The following is a 21,084-nucleotide window of genomic DNA, read 5'->3' on the forward strand; positions in this document are numbered from 1 at the left end:
ATGACCATTTATGATGATATCAAAGGGAAAATTGCATCCGGGCAATACGGTCCGGGGGCAAAACTGCCGTCGGAGCATGAATTTTGCGGCATCTATGACACGAGCAGAGGAACGATTCGCAACGCTCTCGACTTGCTTGTCGAGGAAGGGCTCGTGAACCGTCATCCGGGCAAAGGCGTGTATGTGCTCGACAACAATGCCATTTCGTTCTCGTTCGGCGGACTGGTCAGCTTCAAAGAAGCGAGCGAGAGCAGCGGACAGCATTTCGACACGGCGGTTCCGTATTTTGCGGAAATGAACATAACCGACAAGCTGCATCAACGGACACGCCTGCCTCTAGGTGAACAGGTGTACTGCCTGCACCGTGTGCGTAAGCTGGATGGGGAACGCATCATTTTGGATATCAACTACTTTTTAAAAGAGAAGCTGGAAGGATTGACGAAAGAGATAGCCGAACGATCCATCTACGATTTCATCGAACAAGAGCTGGGCTTAAAGATAGGCTTTGCGCAAAGAATCATTCAAGTCGAGCCGGCGACGGCGAAGGACCGCGAACATCTGGATATGAAATCGTACAGTTTCGTCGTCGTCGTGAAGAACTTCGTCCATTTGCATGACGGCACCTTGTTCGAATATACGGAATCGCGCCACCATCCCGAGCGCTTCGTCTTTACTGATTTTGCACGCCGCCGCTAATATAGAAGGGACGAGCTGTCCTTTTGCAGTTGATCAATTTCCATGCGATCGTCTCGATACAAGGCAAGATAGCCGATTACGGCAATATGATGAGGACAGTAAGGGGGATAAACGTTGTCTAATCCGGAACAAAGACAAGAGCAGCATCAAGAGATGCCGGAAGATGTCGTTTTTTACCGGGCGGAAAGTGAGATCGGAACGCCGCTGCCTTTCAAGGTATATCGTTGGAATCGGGCGGGCGGCAGCATCCGCGATCATACGCACGATTATTTTCAAATTTGGTATGTCGTCAAAGGCGAATTTATGCATACGATTAACCAGCATACGTACCGGATGGTCAAGGGCAACATTTTTGTTATTCCCCCTTATGCCGTTCACCGTGTGTCGCTGGTGCCGGGACAAGAAATCGATATTATCGGGTGTGAATTTCTGCCGCACTTCATCGACGAGCAGTACCATCCGCATAATGGCAGCAGGGGCGGGTTCGATTATTCCTACCTAGAGCAGTTCATGCTCGACGAGGAGCATGTAACGCCGAAAGTCGCGCTGTCTGGAGAGACAGATCTCGAAGTGTCGCGCATCCTGCATGATATGCTGGAGGAGCTCCAGCTTGGCAAACGATACTACGAGCTTGTTCTGAAGGCGGATCTGCTTAAGCTCATGTCGATCCTCGTCCGGGAGATGGCCCGGCAATCCGGCCAATCGAACGATGAAGACGAACGGTTGGAGAAATTCAGGGAATTGATGACCGGGGCAATCAATTACATCCACGAGCACTACAATGAAGAGCTGCGTCTAGAGATGCTATGCCGTAAGTTTAATATTTCAAAATCGTATTTTTGCGTGTTGTTCAAGCGGTTTACCGGCAAGACGTATAATGACTATCTTGTCGACCTGCGGGTTCACAGGGCGGCTGCGATGCTGTTGGATACGGACATGTCGGTGACGGACATTTGCTTTCAGGTCGGGTTTAACGACGTGCCATACTTTTCAAGAGTGTTCAAGCGCCAGACGGGCGTCACCCCTACTCATTTCAAGAAGAATGCTTTATCTATATAATCGTGTAATCCAGCTGAATTTGTTTGGCTGGATTTTTTGCGTACAGAAGGTTATTCATCCACTGGAAATGGGTAGTACTAAGTAAGAAAACGCTTGGTATATATTACATGAAGCCGTACTTAACAACTTGTCTATACAAGTGTTTACAAACCTGTCTATACAAGTTATAATAAATTCGACAATCATGGAAGCGATTCCATTGGGGAGGTTAACACATGGCTATCAAGCAACAGTCGGTCGAGCAGATTTTGGATGCCATTGGGGGAAAAGACAATATTGATGCCGTAACCCACTGCGTAACCCGGCTGCGGTTCGCGCTGAAGGATGAGGGCGTTGTGGATCAACAGTCGCTTGAGCACAATGAATTGGTCAAAGGATCATTTTCAACGAATGGACAGTTTCAAGTCATCATCGGGCCCGGGCTCGTTGAGAAAGTATACGGGGAGCTGCTGGCTCTGACCGGAGGCGAACGCGCTTCCAAGCAAGACATTAAGGATGCGGCGGCAAAAAAATTAAACCCGCTGCAGCGTGCAATCAAAACGCTGGCCGATATTTTCATTCCGATTCTGCCTGCCATCGTAACGGCCGGTCTCTTGATGGGGATCAACAACATCTTGACGGGCAAAGGGATATTCTTCGCGGAGCAAGCCTTCATCGATGTGTACGGTCAATGGAAAGGCTTCGCTGAAATGATCAATCTGATCGCCAATACGGCCTTCGTCTTCCTGCCGGGACTTATAGGCTGGTCTGCCGTGAAGAAGTTCGGGGGCAGCGAGCTGCTCGGGATCGTGCTCGGCCTGATGCTCATTCATCCTGATCTGATGAACGCATGGTCGTACGGAGATGCTCTTGCGAACGGAACCGTACCGCATTGGAACTTATTTGGCTTCGAATTTGAAAAGATCGGGTATCAAGGCCAGGTGCTGCCGGTGCTCGTTTCCGCTTTCTGTTTGGCCAAAATTGAGTCATTTTTGAACAAACGGGTGCCTGACGGCTTCAAATTGCTGCTCGTCGCACCGATTACGCTATTGCTGACCGGATTTTTGTCCTTCATCGTTATCGGACCGCTGACATTTACGATTGGCAATGCGATTACGACGGCATTCGTCGGAATATTTGAACACTTTTCTATATTGGGCGGACTCATCTACGGCAGTCTGTATCCGCTTCTAGTTGTCACGGGCATGCACCATACGTTCCTGGCCGTTGATTTGCAGCTGATTGCCAGCACGGGCAGCACGTTCTTGTGGCCAATTTTGGCCCTGTCCAACATTGCGCAAGGCTCTTCGGCGCTCGCCATGATGTTCGTATCCAAAGACGAGAAGTTGAAAGGGATGTCGATTACCTCCGCAATCTCGGCTTATCTGGGAATTACGGAACCAGCCATGTTCGGTGTGAACCTGCGCCTGCGGTACCCGTTCATTGCAGCGATGATTGGTTCGGCTCTCGGAGCTGTCGTTATTACAGCGTTCAAGGTTAAGGCCGTATCCATCGGTGTGGGCGGGCTGCCGGGATTCTTGTCCATCTTCCCGCAGCAATGGGTGCCATTCTTCATCGGCATGGCGGTTGCGTTGGTAGTTCCGTTCGTCATTACGCTCTTTATCGGGAAGACAAAGCGGCAATCGTAGTAGAGAATGCAAAAAAGAAAGACATGGTGGTGCAAGTGATGAAACAGGAATTGGAGCAGGAGTGGTGGAAGAAATCAGTCATTTATCAAATCTATCCGAAGAGCTTCAACGATACGGATGGAGACGGACTTGGCGATTTACAAGGCATTATTGACAAGCTGGACTATTTGCAGGAACTGGGCATCGATGTCATTTGGCTCACTCCGATCTATGAATCTCCGCAGAAGGATAATGGTTACGACATTAGCGACTATTATCGTATCCAGCCGGAATACGGCACGATGGAGACGTTCGAGGAACTGCTGCGCGAGGCACATGCCAAAGGCATCAGAATCATCATGGATATCGTCGTCAACCATACGTCGACGGAGCATGCATGGTTTAAGGAGTCGGCCCAAGGCACAGACAGCCCTTTGCGCAACTATTATATTTGGAAAGACGGCATGAACGGCGGAGCCCCGAACAATTGGCAATCGAAGTTCGGCGGCAGCGCCTGGGCATATGACGAAGCGACGGGGCAATATTACTTGCATCTATACGACGTGTCCCAAGCGGATTTGAACTGGGAGAGCCCTATGCTCAGGGACCGTGTGTACGACATGATGCAGTTCTGGCTCGACAAAGGCGTTGACGGGTTCCGGCTGGATGTCATCAACGTCATCTCCAAGGATCAACGCTTTCCTGATGATTCGCTGGATATGCCGACGGCTGACGGACGGAAATATTATACGGACGGCCCGCGCATTCATGAATTTTTGAAGGAAATGAACGCGCGAGTATTTTCGCAATATTCACAGCTGCTGACGGTCGGCGAGATGTCTTCGACGACGATGGATAACTGCGTGAAGTACACTCGGCCGGATGAGCGCGAGTTGAGCATGGTGTTCAACTTCCACCATCTGAAGGTGGATTATCCGCAGGGTGAGAAATGGGTAGCCGCTGAATTTGATTTCTTGCAGCTGAAGCAGATTATGAGCGACTGGCAAGTAGGGATGAACGCAGGCGGCGGCTGGAACGCTCTGTTCTGGTGCAACCACGATCAGCCGCGGGCCGTATCCCGGTTCGGCGACGACGGGGCGTACCGCGTGCCTTCCGCCAAGATGCTCGCGACGACGCTGCATCTGATGCAAGGGACGCCATACGTGTACCAAGGTGAAGAGCTTGGGATGACGAACCCGCATTTCGCTGACATCGCCGATTACCGCGACGTTGAATCCATCAATGCGTATCAGATGCTGCGGGAACGCGGTGTTTCCGAATCTGATATGATGGCTGCTCTGCAGCAGAAATCGCGCGATAATTCACGTACGCCGATGCAATGGAATGATTCGGAGCACGGCGGCTTCACGAGCGGAACGCCGTGGATCCAGACAGCGCCGAACTACCGCACCGTTCATGCCGAGGAGGCGCTGCAGAATCCGGACTCCATTTTCCATCACTATCGTACATTGATTGAATTGCGCAAGCAATACGACATTATCGTGTACGGTGATTATAAGCTGCTGCTGGCTGACCATCCGGACATCTTCGCGTATGTGCGTTCCTACAAGAAGGAGCACCTGCTCGTCATAAGTAATTTCTACAGCCGCGAGACGACGTTCACTCTGCCACAGCAGGCTGGAGTATCTGGCGATGCACGCATTCTGCTAAGCAACTATGCGGACACGCCGAATACGATGGAACGGCTCGTCCTGCGCCCATATGAATCGGTTGCTTTCCATGTGGTGAACGACAAGTAAGATGTAGTCGCTGAGCCACATTGACATGACATGCTGCACGAGGCTGAACAACTTGTGCTCAACAGAATATAGAAGCTCTATTAGAAGCTCCTCTTTTTATAGGGGGAGCTTTTTAATATAAGAAAAAGGATGAAATTGCGAGGGACTGCCTGATCCTATTCTTTAAGTGCTTATGCACACTCTCCCGTTCGCGCAGGAACGGCAAAGGTGTGAGGGCATCATCTTGATTGCAGACTCTTATAGTCACTCTCCCCCCGGCTCAGGTATGTCGTCAATACTGATGTCGCATATATTCTGCACCCATAATTAACGTAAGGAGTTTTAACTTTTTTGCTGGAGAGTAACTTGAATGCAGGCGCTTATAGTCACTCTCCTCCCAGCTCAGTCACGCCATTATTACGGATATCGGCATTTTCCAAACCCATGATAAAAAAGCTGCTAGGTACTGGTCAAACGATATGCTTGAAGTGAAAGGTGAATATGAGTAACGGGGATAGTGGTGCTAAGAGCGTAGATACATCGATGGTGCGGGAAAATTTCGGTGAGAGCATACGTTCTTTCTAGAGACCGGATTAGTCATGACGGATCACAATCGGCGGGGCTGTCTGTAGACGACATACTGGCGCTGAAATTTTGGTCAAAAAAATGGAGCATGTCATTAGGGAATTGAGGCGGCTAGGCGAACGGTTAGCGGAGGGCTGTCGAAGGAGTCAGGAATCGAACGGATGGCAGCGAGGTTGGAGCGGATGGGAAGCATATGCGGCGTTCTATCTGTGGAGAAGCTTGGTGGATGATGATCCGAAGGCCTCCACAGATGAACTAGCATAGCTTGCAGCGGTGAAATCAGGAATTAGTCCAATTGATTCCACTTATTCCCGAACACTGGCGGCACGTAGCTGCTCAATTGATCCAGCAGCTCGGCAGGTTCTGGCGAGTTCAATATTAATTGCTCATGTTCCGCCTTTACGAAGCCTGCTTGAATCGAGTGACGCACCATTTCCATCATCGGTGTATAGTAGCCTTCGATATTGAGCACGCCGATCGGTTTTTTATGAATGCCGAGCTGCCCCCAGCTAATCATCTCGAACAGCTCCTCGAACGTGCCGAAGCCGCCCGGCAGGGCGATGAAGGCGTCGGCCAGATCGCTCATCGTCGCTTTGCGTTCGCGCATGTCTTTCACTTCAATCAGTTCCGTCAGCTGCGTATGAACGATCTCGCCGCGGAACAGTCCGCGTGGCATGACGCCTGTCACTTTGCCGCCGAGTCGGAGCATTTCATTGGCGACCTCGCCCATCAATCCGACATTGGAACCACCGTATACAAGCTCCAGCTGCCGTTCGGCCATCAGACGTCCCAACTGCTGCGACTTCACTGCAAAGTCTGGGTGGTTGCCTAGATTCGAGCCGGCATAAACGCATATTTTTTTCATGATAGAGTGCCTCCTTTATCTGCTATACTGTTCTAAGTATAGACATCATGGAAGAGGAAAGGAAGTTAAAAAACGATGGAGATGAAGCCGTTCCAAGAATGGGTGCAGCAATTTTACCGTGCGCGGGAGTGGTCGCAGTACAATCCGTTTATCCGCGTGGGCTTCCTGATGGAAGAGGTCGGGGAAGTGGCAAGGGTCGTACGGGCGCTTGAGATCGGGCGTGATCGTCCGGATGAAGGCGAGAAGAGCGGTGAGGAACTGCGGCAAGAGCTTGTGGAGGAATTGGGCGACGTGCTTGCCAATCTTATTGTTTTGTCGGAAAAATACGACATCGAGCTGAGTGAAATAGCGCAGGCGCATATAGAAAAGCTGGAGAAGCGATTCGGCAGCAGCGAAGGTTAAGTCTCGATTTGAAAAAGTTGCCGGACGAGCTGCTCGAAGCGGATGAAGGCCTGCTGGAGCAGGCGGCGCGACAATCAAGAGCCCATCGATAGAAGAAGCGGGATAGATGAACGATGTCATTTATCCCGCTTCTTCTATATTAAATATATAGGCTGTCCTGCTTCGATGTCACCGGTCTTCAAGACTGAGGCGTACACGCCGAAGTTGCTGCTCCGCTCCTGCACGACGGTCTTCAGCAGCGAAGCATCCCGTTCCCCGCTGTCTGGATCGACCGTAATGATCATGCACCGTTCGCACAAGCTGTTCAATTCTAACTCTGCAGCTCCAATGCGCAGCCTTCTGCCGAGCCATTGTTCTTCGACGAATGGAAGGGGGTCATCCAATTGGATGAATAGATTCGGCCGAAAACGATTGTAATCGATGTGGCCTCCCCACAGCTGCTCCAGCTCTCTAACCGATGCATCGGTCACGAGGAGGATGTGAGCTTCCTCAAGGGCGCCGAACGGGACGTGCTGCGGCGTATAGCTATGCGGCGTGATGGCTCGCTTTGACTCCTGTTCCAGCTCCAGCTTCAGCGCCTCATCCTCCCAATCATATACGATGCCATTCGGTGAACGAACCTCTACGCGCGGATATTGCTCCACATTGTCAGGTCCTGCAAAGCGGGCTTCATATTGCGCCATTTTCGGACACTGGGTAATCGTTACATACTTCCCTGGCCGCGTGTCATCCAAGAAGACGTGGCTTCGATCCCCGTATAAGCCATAATCCATCAACTTCGTGTGTTGAACTCGCTCTCCCCGGAAGGATTTCACCGGGTGTCTTACGATTTCTTTGAGTGCGCCGATGTGTTCCATAGTTCCTTTCACGCTCCGATTCAAAAGGTTATCAGTAGTTGTTGCTTCCATTGTCTGCTATTCGATCGTTTCGGTCAAGGCGTGCCGTTCCCCGGGGAGAATGTCTTCATTTCGAAAATGGATGAATATGGTATTATTCGCGAGGATGCCCATTCGACGGTCGTGCTGCGCCAAGGCGATAGCAGTAGAAGCAGATGAAGGCTAATACGAGGGATAGAATCGGAATGCCCGCCAACATTAAGCGGATGCCGATAATCGCCGCTTCAGGCTGGGTCTGGGCGTTGGCGACATAACCGCTCTGTTCCAGCACAAGGCTCATAACGACTGCCTGCAGCGACACGCCGAAGCGGATGATGAAGCCGTTCATGCCGAAATACATGCCTTCACGGCGCGCTCCCGTTCTGCGTTCATCCTCGTCGATGACTTCGGCAAGCAGGACGTCAAGCAGCATGATGATGCCTGCCAGACCGAAGCCGATGGCCGCGCCCGTCACATAGGCAGCAGCCGGGGAGATGACGAACAAGAGCGGGGCTAGCGCCACAGCGTAGCATACGATGGCGGCCAGCATCGTCTTGCGCGGACCGAAGCGGTTCGTCCAACGCGCCCATACATAGACGCATGGAATGGCGGTGACGAAGACGAGACCGAGCAGAATTGAATTGGCGCTTTCCTCTGCATGGAGCGCATATTTGGTGAAGAACGGAATCGCCGCGGGCAGGAGGGCGAAGGTCAACTGCACGAAGAAGCCGCCGAGGACGTAAATGACGAAGAAGCGGTTGGAAAAGGTATGCACGACCGATTGCCATAAGCCGAATGTGTCCGGGGCCGCCAGTTCGTTTTCTCTCGAACCCCAGACCATCGCGCCCATGAACAGTGCGGCAATGATACCGAATATAATTCCCATCGCTCCCCAACCGTAACGGTCGTAGATGAGCGGCGGCACAGCCACGCCGGCAATCATGCCGATGATGCCGAACATCTGCTTCCAGGACGAGGCGGAGGCACGTTCCTTCATAGTAACGAACATTTCGGGAAACAAGGCGGAGTAGTTCAGAATGACAAGCACGTAGAGCACGTCGTAGAGCAGAACGATGAAGAGGAAGTACCAGAACAGACCCATGCCGGAGGAAAGCGGGAACCATAGCAGCGTAAATACCGCCGCCAGCGGAATTATGCCAAACGCGATATAAGGGACACGGCGCCCCCAGCGCGTGCGGAATCGATCGGATACATAACCGAAGAGAGGATTGAGAATAGCCCCTAATATGCCATGGATGACCATCGCTATTCCGATAAGGCCAGGACGGACGCCGAGCACATCGACGTAATAATACACAATGTAAGCCGAGAACATCTGCGCCATTAGGTTGGAGGATAAGTTCCCGGCCGTAAACGCCGTTTTGCGGGCCGGAGTAATGTGAATGCCCATATGCTTCCGCCTCCTACTGACGCTGCGGTGGCATGCCCTGCTGCACGTCCCGCAGATCGGCCCAGCGTATCAGATGAATGCCTTCATCGGCGATAACCTGCTTCATGTCTGGATCAAGCAAGAGCTGGAACTCCATACCGCGCCGCTCCCAATGCGGTGTAATCGCCTGCAATTCCCCAGTGATGAACGAAGGATGGATGATGATTTCGGACAGCCCCGGCTTCAAGCTGCGGAGCAGCGCGATCATCGCTGCTTTCATTTGTTCCTCGCTCTGCCCTTCCTGACTTGCATAGGGGAGACTAAGCAGTTCATCCAGAATGACGACGCCCTTGGCTGCGGCCTGTTCGGCCCGCTGCAGTGCTAACGGCCCCATCTCTGGAGGAAGCTGCATGCCTTCAATCGACTTCGGCAGGCGGAAGGGCAAGCCGTATTCTGCGCAAACATCGAACACGATGTCAAGAAAATCCCGGCCTGTCGCGAGGCCGTATAAGCTGCCCATATGATTGTCGAGATGCGTAGGATTCATTCCGATAGCGTACGCCATCTCGAGCTGGGCGATGATTTCGTCGCGAACTTGTTCTAGGTCGGCTTGCTGTTCGAACGCTAGGCAGTCGCTTGGAAAATACCCCTCTGCCGTGACGAGTGATGAGGTATCGCCGCGGCGGTTAACCGGCCCCCATTTGAAGCCTTCCCATTCGCTTGTAAATGTCAGGTGTATCCCGACATCGGCCTGTGGATGGGCGGCACTCCAGACCGCCGCGTCCTGAGCCCATCCGCACGGCATCATCACCGTAGCGGACGATACGGCGCCTTCGTCGAGAAGCTGCTTGATGGCTTCATTCGTAGCGTGGCACATGCCGAAATCATCCGCATTGACTATGAGTAGCCGATCCGTCGCTTGATACCCGAGCGCGCTCAACACATTCATCGCATACGCCTCCGTTTTATATTGGAATCGTTTTAAATCATGCTTAGTAAGACTATATTCCTGCCAAGCTGGAAACTTGCATAACTGGTATGGAAGTGCTTGTTTAGTTTAATAAAGCAACTTTTGCAACTTTTCAGATCCAAGATATCTCCATTATGGACATATTTAGAATCAATTAATTGATTATGACAAAAGTTACTGTTAATATTAGTACCAAGTATTAATACCAATTACCAGACATGGCGAGGTGGGAATGGTGATAAAAGCAAGAATTACGGCTATCGGAACTTATGTGCCACAAAAAAAGCTAACCAATGTGGAGCTTGAGGGCATGGTTGAAACGAGCAATGAGTGGATTTTGCAAAGAACGGGCATTCAGGAGCGCAGAATTAGTCAACCTGATGAATTTACAAGCGATCTATGTGCGGCTGCTGTGAAAGATTTGATCAAAAGATACAATAAAAACGTTGAAGATGTAGATATGATTATAGTTGCAACAAGCACACCTAACTTTTCATTTCCCTCAGTAGCGTGTCTGATACAGGAACGTTTACAAATTTCCCAGACGGCTGGGGCGATTGACATCAGTGCGGCCTGTGCAGGATTTGTATATGCATTGCATACGGCACACAGTTACATTGCGTCTGGATTGCATCGGAAAATATTAGTGCTTGGAGCAGATACGCTTTCAAAGATTACGGATTATTCGGACCGAAGCACTTGCATATTATTTGGTGATGGCGCTGGCGCTGTGCTGGTTGAAAGAGATGATCAATTCCAGAGCTTCATCGGATTCCATTTGGGGAGCAATGGGAAAGGGGCGCAGCACGTATATCGCACAGGTCTAGCCAACAAAATAAATGAGATTGAATTGGTGGATACTCAATGTCTTGTTCAAAATGGGAGAGAGGTGCTGCGGTGGGTTGCTCGAACGGTGCCTTCCGGTATTCATCAGCTGTTGGATAAAGCACACTCCGATTTGGATCAAGTAGACTGGTTCATCCCTCATAGCGCTAATTTGCGTTTGATCGAGCCGATTTGCGAGAAGTTGAATTACCCAATGGAAAAAACATTATATAGCTTGGTCAACTTCGGGAACACCTCGGCTGCATCTATTCCCTTATCGCTAGATCTGGGTATCCGTAATGGCAAAGTTCAAAATGGAGATCGGGCGCTTATGTACGGTTTTGGCGCCGGGTTGGTTCATGCAGGGCAGCTTGTGCACCTTAACTTTGACGAACAGGTATCGGAACCGACACCGCTGTAACATTAAGAATGAGTGAAGAAAAGGGCCGCAGCCCGTGGTTAATCCGGGGTGCGGCTCTTCGTGTTCTCTTGGTTATCCCTTCAGCAGAAATTCATTGCCGTCCAGGTCTCTAAAGTTAACGTAGGTGCCCCACTGCATCTGCTGCGGTTCACCGGCAAATTCGACGCCCTTAGCCTTCATCTTCTCGTACGCGCCAAGCACGTCATCGGATTCGAAGACGATGGACGCCTTCTGCTCCTCCCAGTTGCTCATCATCGATTTTGGATACAGAACGAGGCGTGATTGCGCGTCTTCAGGCCCGACTTCCAGCCAGAAGGTGTTCGGTCCCATCGGGAATTCGGCCGTAACGGCAAAGCCGACCTGCTCCGTCCAGAATTGCTTCGCTCTTTGCTGATCTTCCACATATACGGCTACCGTAGAAATTTGCTTAATCATTCATCATCACCCTTTTTCGTCCAATATTAATATAGATTGTCCTCTATTCACAATCATAAACGGGCATTCAGATTAAAGAACGCATGTTCTGATTATTCTATCATACGACTGAATACGGACACAACCGTGTGGCAGCGACATCGTTGCGAGGAACTTCTTGCGGCCAAAAGGCATATGCTGTCCCTAGGCTAATGTCTTCTTCGAATCGGATTGTTATAGATAGGTTAGGTAGATTATGCATGAAGAAATCTTCTGTAAAAGAGGTGCCAAATGCTATGGCTTGGGACATCATTCGCATCCCGTGGTCGGAGTACCGGGCGGCGGGCACGACAGAGCATCTGCCGAACGCCCTGCTTCAACTGCAACAAGCCGCCACTGTGCAACAAGCGGAACAAGCCTGCTGGCAGATTGAAAATACGGTCGTCGTGCAAGGGGCGTTGTATGAAGCCGCCATTCCAACTGTCATCTGCTTGCTAGGCATCATGCAGCGCGCGACGGACGCGGCACGGCCATTCATGTTGGAACTGCTGGTTCAAATTGCGTCCGGGGAACCGGCGGAAGTCAGCATGGAGAGCGGCCATTCGCGGCTGAACGAGCAATGTATGCGTGAGATTGCCCGTGGTACGGCGGTTTACGTGGATTGGCTCGAATATGGAACCGGGACCGAACGGCTGCATTGCGTCGATCTGCTTGGATTATGCAGCCAGCGCGACCGGACGCTGAAGGAGCGTGTGAGGTGGCTCTTTCAACGTGTGCTGCACATTGAGGAAGACGAACGGGTGAAGGAATTTTTGGCGTATTGGATTACCGAGCTGGCAGAGCGAACGCAAAGATAGGCAAAAAAGACACCGGGCACATGATTCCCGGTGTCTTCTTTGGTCTTATTTTCTTATTTTTTCAGATGCGTATCCAGAAACTTGAGCATGGCATTGTAGAACTCGATGCGGTTCTCTTCGTTGTTGAAGCCGTGGCCTTCATTGTCTTTGACCATGTACTCCACATCGATGCCTCTCTTTTTCAGCGCTTCGACGATTTGATCGGATTCCGCCTTGTTCACCCGCGGATCGTTGGCGCCCTGAGCTACGAAGAGTGGCGTTACGATTTTGTCCGCGTGGAATACCGGGGAGACCTCCTTGAGCAGATCTTTGTCTTTCTCCGGATGACCTACACGTTCGTAGAACATGTTGCGGTTCGTCTCCCAATATGGAGGCAGCGTATCAAGCAGCGTGAAGATGTTGGACACGCCTACATAATCGACAGCGGCCGCATACATATCAGGAGTGAAGGTGATGCCTGCCAGAGTCGCATATCCTCCGAACGATGCTCCATAGATGCCGACGCGATCGGGATCAGCAATACCCTGCTTGATGGCCCACTGTACGCCGTCGGTGATGTCATTTTGAATTTTCCGTCCCCATTGCTTGTTGCCGGCATCCAGGAACGCTTTGCCATAACCAGTCGAAGAGCGGAAATTGACTTGCAGCACGGCATAACCGCGGTTCGCAAGCAGCTGCACTTCCGGATTGAAGCCCCACATGTCGCGCGCCCAAGGACCGCCGTGCGGGTTGACGATGAGCGGCAGCTGTTCCGGCGTCTTGTTCTTCGGCAGCGTCAAGTATCCATGAATCGTCAATCCATCTCTGCTCTTATACGAGATCGGCTGCATATCGGCCAGATTGTCGGATTTGAGCCATTCGCTCAAATTGGCAAGCGGCGTCAACTGATCAGTTGTGGAATCATAGTAATAGTACTTGCCGTACGTTTTATCGTTGGACATGCTGACGATGAATTTCGTCATGTTTTCATTGTAATCGTTCAGGCCGATTTCGCTTTCCGATACGTTCAATTTGTCCTGCAGCTTCTTATACAAGGCTTCAAATTTATCATCGAAAAATTTCACATGAACTTTATCCGTCATATAAGCAGTCATTAGCAATTTGTCTTGCTTCGCGTCGTACATTGCGCCTGCCAGATCCACATCTGGATGTGAATACAGCACGTTCTCCTTGCCCTGCAAATCGTACGTAACGAGCGCCGCTTTGTCACGGCCCTTGTTGGATACCGCATAGATGGTCTTGTTATCCTTGGAGAACGCGAGCGGATTCACGGTATCTCCGGCTCCCATCGTGATGAACGGTTTGAATTCCTCCGCTTCCGTATTCCGGTACAGCACGGTGCCTTCGATGCCGTCTGACGCTACGGCGAGCCGGATTTTGCCTTCATGATCGGGAATCCAGGCTTGGATGTTGCCCGGGTTTTTGGCCACGAGCTTGGTTGCGCCCGTCTTCACGTTCAGCTTGTATACGTCGAACACTTTCGCATCGTCTTTGTTCATCGTGATGAGGATTTCGTCCTTCACCCCGGACAGCATGCTGACGAGACCGACGCGGACCTTATCAAACGGTGTCAAGTCCTTCTCTTCGTTGCCGTTGAAGGCTGCGGAATACAGGTGGTAGTTCTCATCTCCGCCCTTATCCTTCAAATACAATACATGATCGCCTTTCCAGAGGAATCCGGCAATGTCGCGATCCTTCGAGCTAGTGACGCGGACAGGCTCGCTGGAGCCGTCCATCTTCTGTACGAAGATATTCGCGCGGTTCTCCCATGGAGCGGCATAGGAAATATAGTTGCCGTCCGTCGAAAGCTGGTAGGCGAAGCTGCCCGGGTTGCGCATGAAATCCTCTACGGAAATCTGCGGCACTCCTTTATTGTCGATCTTGGACAGGCCGAGCTTCTTGTAGTTATCCAGAGCCGAGGCGATTTCACGAATCGTTGCTGTTTCTTGCTCATGCAGCTTTCCATCCGGGTAGCCCTTCATCAGGCCGAGTGCTTTCGCGCGCTCTGCATATTCAGCCAAGCTCGTCTCACCTTGCTCCTGATCGAGAGCACGCACCAAGATGCGAGCGACTTCGCCGCGCTTAACCGGTGCGTCAACCGATGCAAATTCCCCATCGGCAATCCATCCCTCTGCAGCGGCTGCCTTCATAGGATCGACACCATGCTGGTAAGTGAGCGCCGTTACGGTATAGCGTACGAAGTCGCTGACTGTCACGGTCGCGGTGAGATCGGCATTTTCACCGATAATCCCTTTCGACACAAGCGCGTTGACTCCAATCTTGTACCATGGCGTGGCGGCGGTCTGCTCCTGCGCTATCACGGACATCGGAACGGATGCGACGAGCACGGCGGCGAGCGCCGCGGATATGACTTTTTTCTTCATCTAGTTAACCCCTCTCTATATGTACATCTATTCAAATTTAATTATACACCTTTATCTGGCCTTACATATTTCATGGAAATCTTTACATTGTGAGCGGACAGATTCACTTCTCATTATGAAAAGTAACGCTCCTTGCAGAAACGAATTCGTTCCATAAGGAACTGCTGTGTCGTTGTGGCCCTCCCCCACCGGGAGGAGAAAGCCGCAGTGCCGCTGCCGGTGCGGATGCGCAGCGCCTCATTCACCAGAGGGTGCCACTGTGCAGGGAGCGCGGCAAGGGCATACTCTCCGGCGCCTGCTTTCGAGATGATATGCCGTTCCTTCAGCGTATATTCGATCCGGCACAGGGTGAGCACCGCGCTTTCCACCCATTCGTCGAGCAAAAAGCAGAGCCGCTTCTCCGCCTTCTGCGCCCAGTAGACTTCAATGTTGTATTTCAGCGTATCCGAGACGTCGCGCCAGTCCGTCTGTATGAAGGGCTGCAGCTCCTGTCCGGCGACCGGAAGGGTATGGTGCTTCAATGTCCACCACGTAATATGGTTCACATCCCAAAAAGCGGATGGCTTGAACGTTCCGCTGGCGCAGCAAGGGTATGGCTGCAATTCGCCATTGACCTTGCCCACATCCTCCAAACGAATGTACATGCCGTCCATTCGTTTGGCTAACGGGGATGAGCGCAGAAGACGGCGGTGAACATTCTTCAGGCCCGACAGCTCGTCAGCGGTCAAGCTTCGATTGATGGTCGTGACGAAGTCGATATCGCTGTGCCGATCGTCATATGCCCCGAGCGCAATCGAACCGTACAGGTGCACGCCGTGGAATGCATCGGGCAGCTCGGACTGCAGCAGATCGGCATATTGCCGCAGCAGCGGTTGAATGGATGGAGGTATGCGCTCATTCATGGCGAGAACTCCGTTCTCGTTCAAGAACCTCGTACTCTTCGCGCAGTATGGCGTAGACGGCAAGGTCGACGAAGTTGCCATGCTCGAACTCATGCTGTCTCAACAGTCCTTCTTGCCGGAATCCGAGCTTGGACAGCACCTTGCCTGAGGCGGTATTTTCGGGAACGATGCTGGCCGCAATTTTGTTCAACTCCATGACGCCGAAGCCGAAGTCGATGACCGCTTGCGCGGCCTCTGGCATAATCCCGTGTCCCCAATAGGAGCGGGATAAGTCGTAGCCAAGCTCCGCCCGGCGATGATCCGGCTTGTAGTCTAGGAAGCCGCACGTTCCGATAAGCTTTCCCGTATCCTTTATTTCGATGCCCCATCTAAGTCCTGTGTGCTCTTGGAAAATGGTCGTATACCATGCAATTTCCTGCAGCGCGTGTTCCGTCGTCGTAAAGCGGGACAGCGGAACATAGCGGATGACCTCTTGGTCAGAGAACAGCTCAAGAATAGACGGCGAATCCCGTTCCGTCACTTGCCTGAGGCGCAAGCGTTCAGTCTGCAGCAAGGGGAATTCCTGAAACAGATTTTTCGTGCTCATGTCCAAGCTCCTTTACTAAAGCGCCGTTATTTGACGGTAGTTATAAGATATTACGGTTAGGGTCAGAAATGGTTGGGGAAATTTCACGCGCTGCGCAAAAGCGATTGGTGTGCATGAACGAAAAAATCGGCACACCCCGTTTGAGCTTGCAACGGATGCACCGATTTTTATCATAAAGGTATTCATGTTATTCCCGTTTTTAGGGCGTATGAAGAAGCTGTTCAAGCGAGACAGGGAACAGGGGCTGTACGAGATCATAGACAGCCTGAGCGTACTGCTGAATTTCGTACTGGGAATCGTGCGCGAGCCGCTGATTCAAGAAGTGGCTCACCGATTGCAAGGAAGCAGTCCAATAGTAGGCGGTGTACATACCGTATGCCGATGGAATGAGCAGACGCGCTTGCTCCGGCGCGATGCCCTGCTCCAGTGCCCACTCATAGTCCTTCATTCCTTGCTCGATTTGGCGCATCAGCCGTTCCGTCGCTTCGCGTCCGATGTCTTCCCGCATCGGTTCACCGCTGCCCTGCTTGGAATGCTCCGGCTTGCTGCGCCATTGCAGCGGCTGCGGCACATAGTTCTCGACGTCGATCGTTATGTATCTGCGCGATGCTTCATTCCAAGCGTCCATCGTATGATCACTGCCGACGACATATTTCCAATGCTGTCTGGCAACCATAAGCGGCGCGTAGAATTCCAATTGCACGGTTGCGTGGCGGAATGGGGATGTATGCCCCTCCCGGGCGAGAAATTGGATGAGCTTCGAATCATTGGGGGACAGCTCCTTGGATTGCTTCGCATAGGACACTCGGGCGCTGTTCACGACCGACAAGTCGCTGCCCATATGGTCCACGAGCCGGACGTAACCGCGATCAAGCACATTGATTTTCATTCTATCTGCTCCTCTCACCTTTTTTCGCAAACTAGAAATATCCTATCATAGATTATTCCATGGTTGAAGGCAGACAGACATGCTTTGAAATGTTTTTCATTTTGTTTTACTTTTTACTTGTGAAAAGGGAATGTAAAGACTAAAATACTTTAGTAAAAATTTTGTTTCAACTAGAGTTATTGTAGTAAAAAAAAGGGACAAAACCGTGATAAAGATGGTAAATAAACTGATTATAGCAAATAAAGGGCAAAATAGAGCTGGTATTGTGTTTTCAATCGATTTATTTAAGTAAAACATATTGACTTTTTACTATGGTAAAAAATATAATGAGAAACAACATCTTCTCCATTCCGACTGGCCCTGTACATCAGATGGTGTGGTCTTATCTAGCATCTTGCATACAACCTCCTAGATCAACTCACGTAGTAATTGAAATTTTTATTGTACAGTGCATGTTTCTCTAGAATCCGCAGCTTATTCAACATCCTGATTTGGCATGAATGTAGTTAGTCAATCAAATACAAGTAAGGGGTGCTTTTCATGCAAAAGGCGAAAGGCAAGTCATGGTTCATTGTTTTCCTTCTCGCTTCGTTATTTCTGTCGGCGTGCGGGGGAGGAGGAACGGCGGAACCAGCGCAAGACGGCAAGTCAGGCGGGAAAGTGACCGTACGCTTCGCGACTTGGGATTCGGAAGAGAATTTGTCGCTCCAGCAGCAATTGATCGACAAGTTCAATGAAGCCCATCCTGACATTAACGTCAGCCTGGAGGCATACGGCAGCGAATACGATACGAAGATTGCGGCGGGAATGGGCGCCAAAGACGCTCCGGATGTGATGTACATGTGGAATTACCCGACCTACAAGGATGCTCTGGAGCCGCTTGATGAATATATCGGGAAAGAGGGCGCCGAGTTCAAAAACAATTACTATGAAACGCTGTGGAATTACAACTCTGCCAACGGGAAGATTTTAGGCTTGCCTGTAGGCTACACGACACATGTTATTTACTACAACAAGGACTTGTTCGACAAGGCTGGGGTGCCTTATCCGAAGAGCGGCTGGACATGGGATGATCTGCAGGCAGCGGCCAAGAAGCTGAACAATCCGGAGGAGAGCATCAGTGGCTTCGCCTTCTCGGGTAAGCCGGATCCGTACGATTTTGAAATGTTTTTATGGGGAAATGGAACCGCTTACGTCGATAAGGAAGGCAATCTGCAAGGCAACGTCAACAGCGAGAAATCGATTCAAGTATTGACGATGTTCCAAAACATGCTGAAAGAAGGCTATGCGATTACGACCGAAGGTTCAGGCTCGACCGAAATGAAATCCGGTAAAGTCGCCATGTTCAGTAACGGAGCTTGGTCAATCGGAAGCTTGAAAGAAGCAGGGATTAACTTTGGCGTTGTCGAACTGCCTGCTTTCCGCGATGGAAGCGCTGTCAGCATCGTATCTTCCTCCGGCATCTCGATGTCGAAGGATTCGAAGAAGAAAGAAGCCGCTTGGGAGTTCATCAAATTTTGGACGAGCGAAGAAGCGAACAAGGCGCGCATCGATTACGAGTTGCCTGTATTGAAGAGCGTGGTCGAGAGTGAGAAGCTGCAGCAGGATGAATTGAAGCAAGTGTTCTACAACATGCTGGAGCAAAGCCAAGACTATACGCCAGCCTCGTATAAGGTCGAGAATTGGAGTGAAATCTCGGAGCGGCTTGGACTCGTGTTCGAGCAAATCTTCAACCCGAGCACGATGACGGATCCGAAGGCTGCTCTAGATGAGGCGGCACAATAAGTTGTTGCGGTGAAAGGGGTGTGCGCACCCCTTTTTCCTTCAATATACCATCCTTATCGGGAGGTTCACTATGGAACAGGCAGCTGCGCGACATAAAAGAGTCCGCATAATAGGAAAATTGACTCCGTATTTGTTTATTTCACCATGGATCGTCGGATTATTGCTATTCACGATCGGACCATTAGTTTTTTCGCTCGTCATGAGCTTTTTTGATTGGCCAGTAACGTCTGCGCCCAAGTTTGTCGGACTCGAAAATTATACGAAGATGTTCACGAATGACCCCCAATTTTATAAGTCGCTGGGCATCACGCTGAAGTTCGCGGTCCTGTATGTGCCGCTGAGCTTAATCACTTCATTGATTCTCGCGATGCTGATATCGCAGCCCGTCAAAGGGGTCAAAATTTTCCGGACGATCTTTTATTTGCCCGCTGTCGTGTCCGGTGTGGCCGTATCAATTATTTGGGGCTGGATTTTCAACAGCAAGTACGGCATTTTGAACTATGCCTTGTCGCTGCTCGGCATTGAAGGGCCCAAGTGGCTGATCGATCCCGCCAGCGCCATCGTCACGATCGTCATTGCCAGCGCATGGGGCGTCGGCACGATGATGCTCATCTTCTATACGAACATTAAAGGCATCTCGCCGGATTTGTATGAATCGGCTGCAATAGACGGAGCGGGCTCCATCCGCCAATTTACGAGCATTACGCTTCCGCTCATTACGCCGACCCTTTTCTTTAACTTGATAACGTCAACGATATCCGCGTTGCAGCAATTAACGCTCGTCCTGCTGCTGACGAATGGCGGCCCGTTGAAATCGACGTACTTCTACGGATTGTTCGTGTACAATAATGCGTTCAAGCATCACAAGCTGGGATATGCCAGCGCGAACGCCTGGTTCATGTTCATCATCATTCTGCTGTTGACGGCGCTTATCTTCAAGTCTTCTTCCGCATGGGTGTTCTATGAGAATGAAGTCAAGCATGAACGGAAACGAGGGGGCAAGAAGAAATGAAAGTGTCCAAATGGCATAAAGCAATCGTCTATCTTTTTTTAATCGGATTTGCGATTTACTTCTTGCTTCCTTTTGTCTGGATCGTACTGACCGCCTTGAAGACGGAAGCTGAAGTCCATCAATATCCGCCGGCTATTTTTCCAGGCATGCCGCAATTCGTTAACTTCGTGAACGCTTGGAAAGCCCAACCGTTCGGACTGTATCTCATGAATTCCGTCACGATTACTGTATTGACGACGCTCGGACAATTGATTTCCTGTTCGTTAATCGCTTACGGCTTCGCCAGATACCATTTTAAATTCAAAAATGGCCTGTTCATCCTGCTGCTGGCTACGATGATGATTCCATGGGACGTCACGATGATTCCGTTATATATGCAGTTCAATCTGTTCGGCTGGATCAACACGTTGAAGCCGCTTATCGTGCCTGCTTTTTTTGGCTCGGCCTACTATGTGTTTTTGCTGCGGCAGTTCCTCATGAACGTTCCGAAGGAGCTGGAGCATGCGGCCAAGATCGACGGTGCGAACGACTTTCAGACGTATTGGAAAATATTCGTGCCGATTATGCAGGCTCCGCTGACGCTCATTGCCGTATTGAACATGCTGTCCGTCTGGAATGATTATTTAGGACCGCTTATCTTCTTGCAGGACCGGACCAAGTATACGTTGGCACTCGGCCTCGCCTCGTTCAAGGGCGTGCATGAACTGCAGATTCTTCCGATCATGTCGATTACGATCTTGATGATTATCCCGCCTGTCATTGCCTTCCTGTATGCGCAGAAGTATATCGTGGAAGGAATTAGCGGCGCCATTAAATAGCAG

General features: G+C 50.9%; 20 protein-coding genes. 11 read left to right on the plus strand and 9 right to left on the minus strand.

Going from position 1 to position 21,084, the window contains the following annotated elements:
• The 5 genes from treR (at position 1) to M3650_RS07525 (ending at position 5,950) form a co-directional block, all read left to right on the plus strand.
• Positions 1-696, plus strand: a complete 696-nt coding sequence (treR, locus tag M3650_RS07505; protein WP_251573587.1) for a trehalose operon repressor — start codon at positions 1-3, stop codon at positions 694-696.
• A 114-nt stretch (positions 697-810) separates the two neighbouring features.
• Entirely contained in the window at positions 811-1,755 is a 945-nt protein-coding gene (locus M3650_RS07510) for a helix-turn-helix domain-containing protein (protein ID WP_251573588.1), read from the plus strand.
• A gap of 215 nt (positions 1,756-1,970) precedes the next feature.
• Complete coding sequence (gene treP / locus M3650_RS07515) at positions 1,971-3,383, plus strand: PTS system trehalose-specific EIIBC component (protein WP_251573589.1); 1,413 nt, start codon at positions 1,971-1,973, stop codon at positions 3,381-3,383.
• 38 nt (positions 3,384-3,421) lie between these two features.
• A complete protein-coding gene (treC, locus tag M3650_RS07520; RefSeq protein ID WP_285848348.1) occupies positions 3,422-5,122 on the plus strand; it encodes an alpha,alpha-phosphotrehalase in 1,701 nt (566 codons plus the stop codon).
• A gap of 633 nt (positions 5,123-5,755) precedes the next feature.
• Entirely contained in the window at positions 5,756-5,950 is a 195-nt protein-coding gene (locus M3650_RS07525; protein ID WP_251573590.1) for a hypothetical protein, read from the plus strand.
• 22 nt (positions 5,951-5,972) lie between these two features.
• On the opposite strand, the gene M3650_RS07530 is transcribed toward M3650_RS07525, so the two are convergent.
• Positions 5,973-6,551 (minus strand): LOG family protein, encoded by a 579-nt coding sequence (locus M3650_RS07530; protein WP_019423086.1) that lies wholly within the window; start codon positions 6,549-6,551, stop codon positions 5,973-5,975.
• 75 nt (positions 6,552-6,626) lie between these two features.
• Between M3650_RS07530 and M3650_RS07535 the strand changes: the two genes are divergently transcribed.
• On the plus strand, positions 6,627-6,953 hold the full coding sequence (locus tag M3650_RS07535) for a MazG-like family protein (RefSeq protein WP_233699065.1): 327 nt from the start codon (positions 6,627-6,629) through the stop codon (positions 6,951-6,953).
• 134 nt (positions 6,954-7,087) lie between these two features.
• Here M3650_RS07535 and M3650_RS07540 read toward each other — a convergent pair whose 3' ends face one another.
• The 3 genes from M3650_RS07540 to M3650_RS07550 all read right to left on the minus strand — a co-directional run bounded on the left by M3650_RS07540 (position 7,088) and on the right by M3650_RS07550 (position 10,167).
• Entirely contained in the window at positions 7,088-7,810 is a 723-nt protein-coding gene (locus M3650_RS07540) for an MOSC domain-containing protein (RefSeq protein ID WP_251573688.1), read from the minus strand.
• 133 nt (positions 7,811-7,943) lie between these two features.
• Entirely contained in the window at positions 7,944-9,239 is a 1,296-nt protein-coding gene (locus M3650_RS07545) for an MFS transporter (protein ID WP_251573591.1), read from the minus strand.
• Positions 9,240-9,252: 13 nt separating this feature from the next.
• Positions 9,253-10,167, minus strand: coding sequence for a polysaccharide deacetylase family protein (locus M3650_RS07550; protein WP_251573592.1), 915 nt, complete (start codon positions 10,165-10,167; stop codon positions 9,253-9,255).
• Between the two features lie 253 nt (positions 10,168-10,420).
• On the opposite strand from M3650_RS07550, the gene M3650_RS07555 reads away from it, so the two are divergent.
• Entirely contained in the window at positions 10,421-11,434 is a 1,014-nt protein-coding gene (locus M3650_RS07555; protein ID WP_285848369.1) for a ketoacyl-ACP synthase III, read from the plus strand.
• A 72-nt stretch (positions 11,435-11,506) separates the two neighbouring features.
• Here M3650_RS07555 and M3650_RS07560 read toward each other — a convergent pair whose 3' ends face one another.
• Positions 11,507-11,869: a VOC family protein gene (locus M3650_RS07560; RefSeq protein WP_251573594.1), complete on the minus strand. Its 363-nt coding sequence runs from the start codon at positions 11,867-11,869 to the stop codon at positions 11,507-11,509.
• A gap of 239 nt (positions 11,870-12,108) precedes the next feature.
• Between M3650_RS07560 and M3650_RS07565 the strand changes: the two genes are divergently transcribed.
• Positions 12,109-12,705, plus strand: a complete 597-nt coding sequence (locus M3650_RS07565) for a hypothetical protein (RefSeq protein WP_251573595.1) — start codon at positions 12,109-12,111, stop codon at positions 12,703-12,705.
• A 53-nt stretch (positions 12,706-12,758) separates the two neighbouring features.
• Here M3650_RS07565 and M3650_RS07570 read toward each other — a convergent pair whose 3' ends face one another.
• The 4 genes from M3650_RS07570 to thyX form a co-directional block, all read right to left on the minus strand.
• On the minus strand, positions 12,759-15,089 hold the full coding sequence (locus M3650_RS07570; RefSeq protein WP_251573596.1) for a prolyl oligopeptidase family serine peptidase: 2,331 nt from the start codon (positions 15,087-15,089) through the stop codon (positions 12,759-12,761).
• Between the two features lie 113 nt (positions 15,090-15,202).
• Positions 15,203-15,991 (minus strand): aminoglycoside adenylyltransferase domain-containing protein, encoded by a 789-nt coding sequence (locus tag M3650_RS07575; protein WP_251573597.1) that lies wholly within the window; start codon positions 15,989-15,991, stop codon positions 15,203-15,205.
• A complete protein-coding gene (locus tag M3650_RS07580; protein WP_251573598.1) occupies positions 15,984-16,577 on the minus strand; it encodes a GNAT family N-acetyltransferase in 594 nt (197 codons plus the stop codon). Before M3650_RS07580 ends, M3650_RS07575 begins: the two co-directional genes overlap by 8 nt.
• 199 nt (positions 16,578-16,776) lie before the next feature.
• Entirely contained in the window at positions 16,777-17,466 is a 690-nt protein-coding gene (thyX, locus tag M3650_RS07585) for an FAD-dependent thymidylate synthase (protein WP_251573599.1), read from the minus strand.
• A 540-nt stretch (positions 17,467-18,006) separates the two neighbouring features.
• On the opposite strand from thyX, the gene M3650_RS07590 reads away from it, so the two are divergent.
• From M3650_RS07590 to M3650_RS07600, 3 genes are all read left to right on the plus strand, one after another.
• Positions 18,007-19,251, plus strand: coding sequence for an ABC transporter substrate-binding protein (locus tag M3650_RS07590; protein ID WP_251573600.1), 1,245 nt, complete (start codon positions 18,007-18,009; stop codon positions 19,249-19,251).
• A 70-nt stretch (positions 19,252-19,321) separates the two neighbouring features.
• Positions 19,322-20,263 carry a carbohydrate ABC transporter permease gene (locus M3650_RS07595; protein ID WP_251573601.1) on the plus strand — a complete coding sequence of 314 codons (942 nt, stop codon included), beginning with the start codon at positions 19,322-19,324 and terminating at the stop codon, positions 20,261-20,263.
• A complete protein-coding gene (locus tag M3650_RS07600; RefSeq protein ID WP_019419645.1) occupies positions 20,260-21,081 on the plus strand; it encodes a carbohydrate ABC transporter permease in 822 nt (273 codons plus the stop codon). Before M3650_RS07595 ends, M3650_RS07600 begins: the two co-directional genes overlap by 4 nt.
• The last annotated feature ends 3 nt before the right edge of the window (positions 21,082-21,084 follow it).

Origin of the sequence: Paenibacillus sp. MER TA 81-3, from assembly GCF_023713585.1 — a bacterium.
GTDB lineage: Bacteria > Bacillota > Bacilli > Paenibacillales > Paenibacillaceae > Paenibacillus_B > Paenibacillus_B profundus.

Coding starts and splice junctions, on each gene's coding strand:
- treR (WP_251573587.1), top strand. CDS start 1: ATGACCATTTATGATGATATCAAAGGGAAAATTGCATCCGGGCAATAC.
- treP (WP_251573589.1), top strand. CDS start 1,971: ATGGCTATCAAGCAACAGTCGGTCGAGCAGATTTTGGATGCCATTGGG.
- treC (WP_285848348.1), top strand. CDS start 3,422: ATGAAACAGGAATTGGAGCAGGAGTGGTGGAAGAAATCAGTCATTTAT.
- M3650_RS07530 (WP_019423086.1), bottom strand. CDS start 6,551: ATGAAAAAAATATGCGTTTATGCCGGCTCGAATCTAGGCAACCACCCA.
- M3650_RS07535 (WP_233699065.1), top strand. CDS start 6,627: ATGGAGATGAAGCCGTTCCAAGAATGGGTGCAGCAATTTTACCGTGCG.
- M3650_RS07540 (WP_251573688.1), bottom strand. CDS start 7,810: ATGGAACACATCGGCGCACTCAAAGAAATCGTAAGACACCCGGTGAAA.
- M3650_RS07545 (WP_251573591.1), bottom strand. CDS start 9,239: ATGGGCATTCACATTACTCCGGCCCGCAAAACGGCGTTTACGGCCGGG.
- M3650_RS07550 (WP_251573592.1), bottom strand. CDS start 10,167: ATGAATGTGTTGAGCGCGCTCGGGTATCAAGCGACGGATCGGCTACTC.
- M3650_RS07555 (WP_285848369.1), top strand. CDS start 10,421: ATGGTGATAAAAGCAAGAATTACGGCTATCGGAACTTATGTGCCACAA.
- M3650_RS07560 (WP_251573594.1), bottom strand. CDS start 11,869: ATGATTAAGCAAATTTCTACGGTAGCCGTATATGTGGAAGATCAGCAA.
- M3650_RS07565 (WP_251573595.1), top strand. CDS start 12,109: ATGAAGAAATCTTCTGTAAAAGAGGTGCCAAATGCTATGGCTTGGGAC.
- M3650_RS07570 (WP_251573596.1), bottom strand. CDS start 15,089: ATGAAGAAAAAAGTCATATCCGCGGCGCTCGCCGCCGTGCTCGTCGCA.
- M3650_RS07575 (WP_251573597.1), bottom strand. CDS start 15,991: ATGAATGAGCGCATACCTCCATCCATTCAACCGCTGCTGCGGCAATAT.
- M3650_RS07580 (WP_251573598.1), bottom strand. CDS start 16,577: ATGAGCACGAAAAATCTGTTTCAGGAATTCCCCTTGCTGCAGACTGAA.
- thyX (WP_251573599.1), bottom strand. CDS start 17,466: ATGAAAATCAATGTGCTTGATCGCGGTTACGTCCGGCTCGTGGACCAT.
- M3650_RS07590 (WP_251573600.1), top strand. CDS start 18,007: ATGCAAAAGGCGAAAGGCAAGTCATGGTTCATTGTTTTCCTTCTCGCT.
- M3650_RS07595 (WP_251573601.1), top strand. CDS start 19,322: ATGGAACAGGCAGCTGCGCGACATAAAAGAGTCCGCATAATAGGAAAA.
- M3650_RS07600 (WP_019419645.1), top strand. CDS start 20,260: ATGAAAGTGTCCAAATGGCATAAAGCAATCGTCTATCTTTTTTTAATC.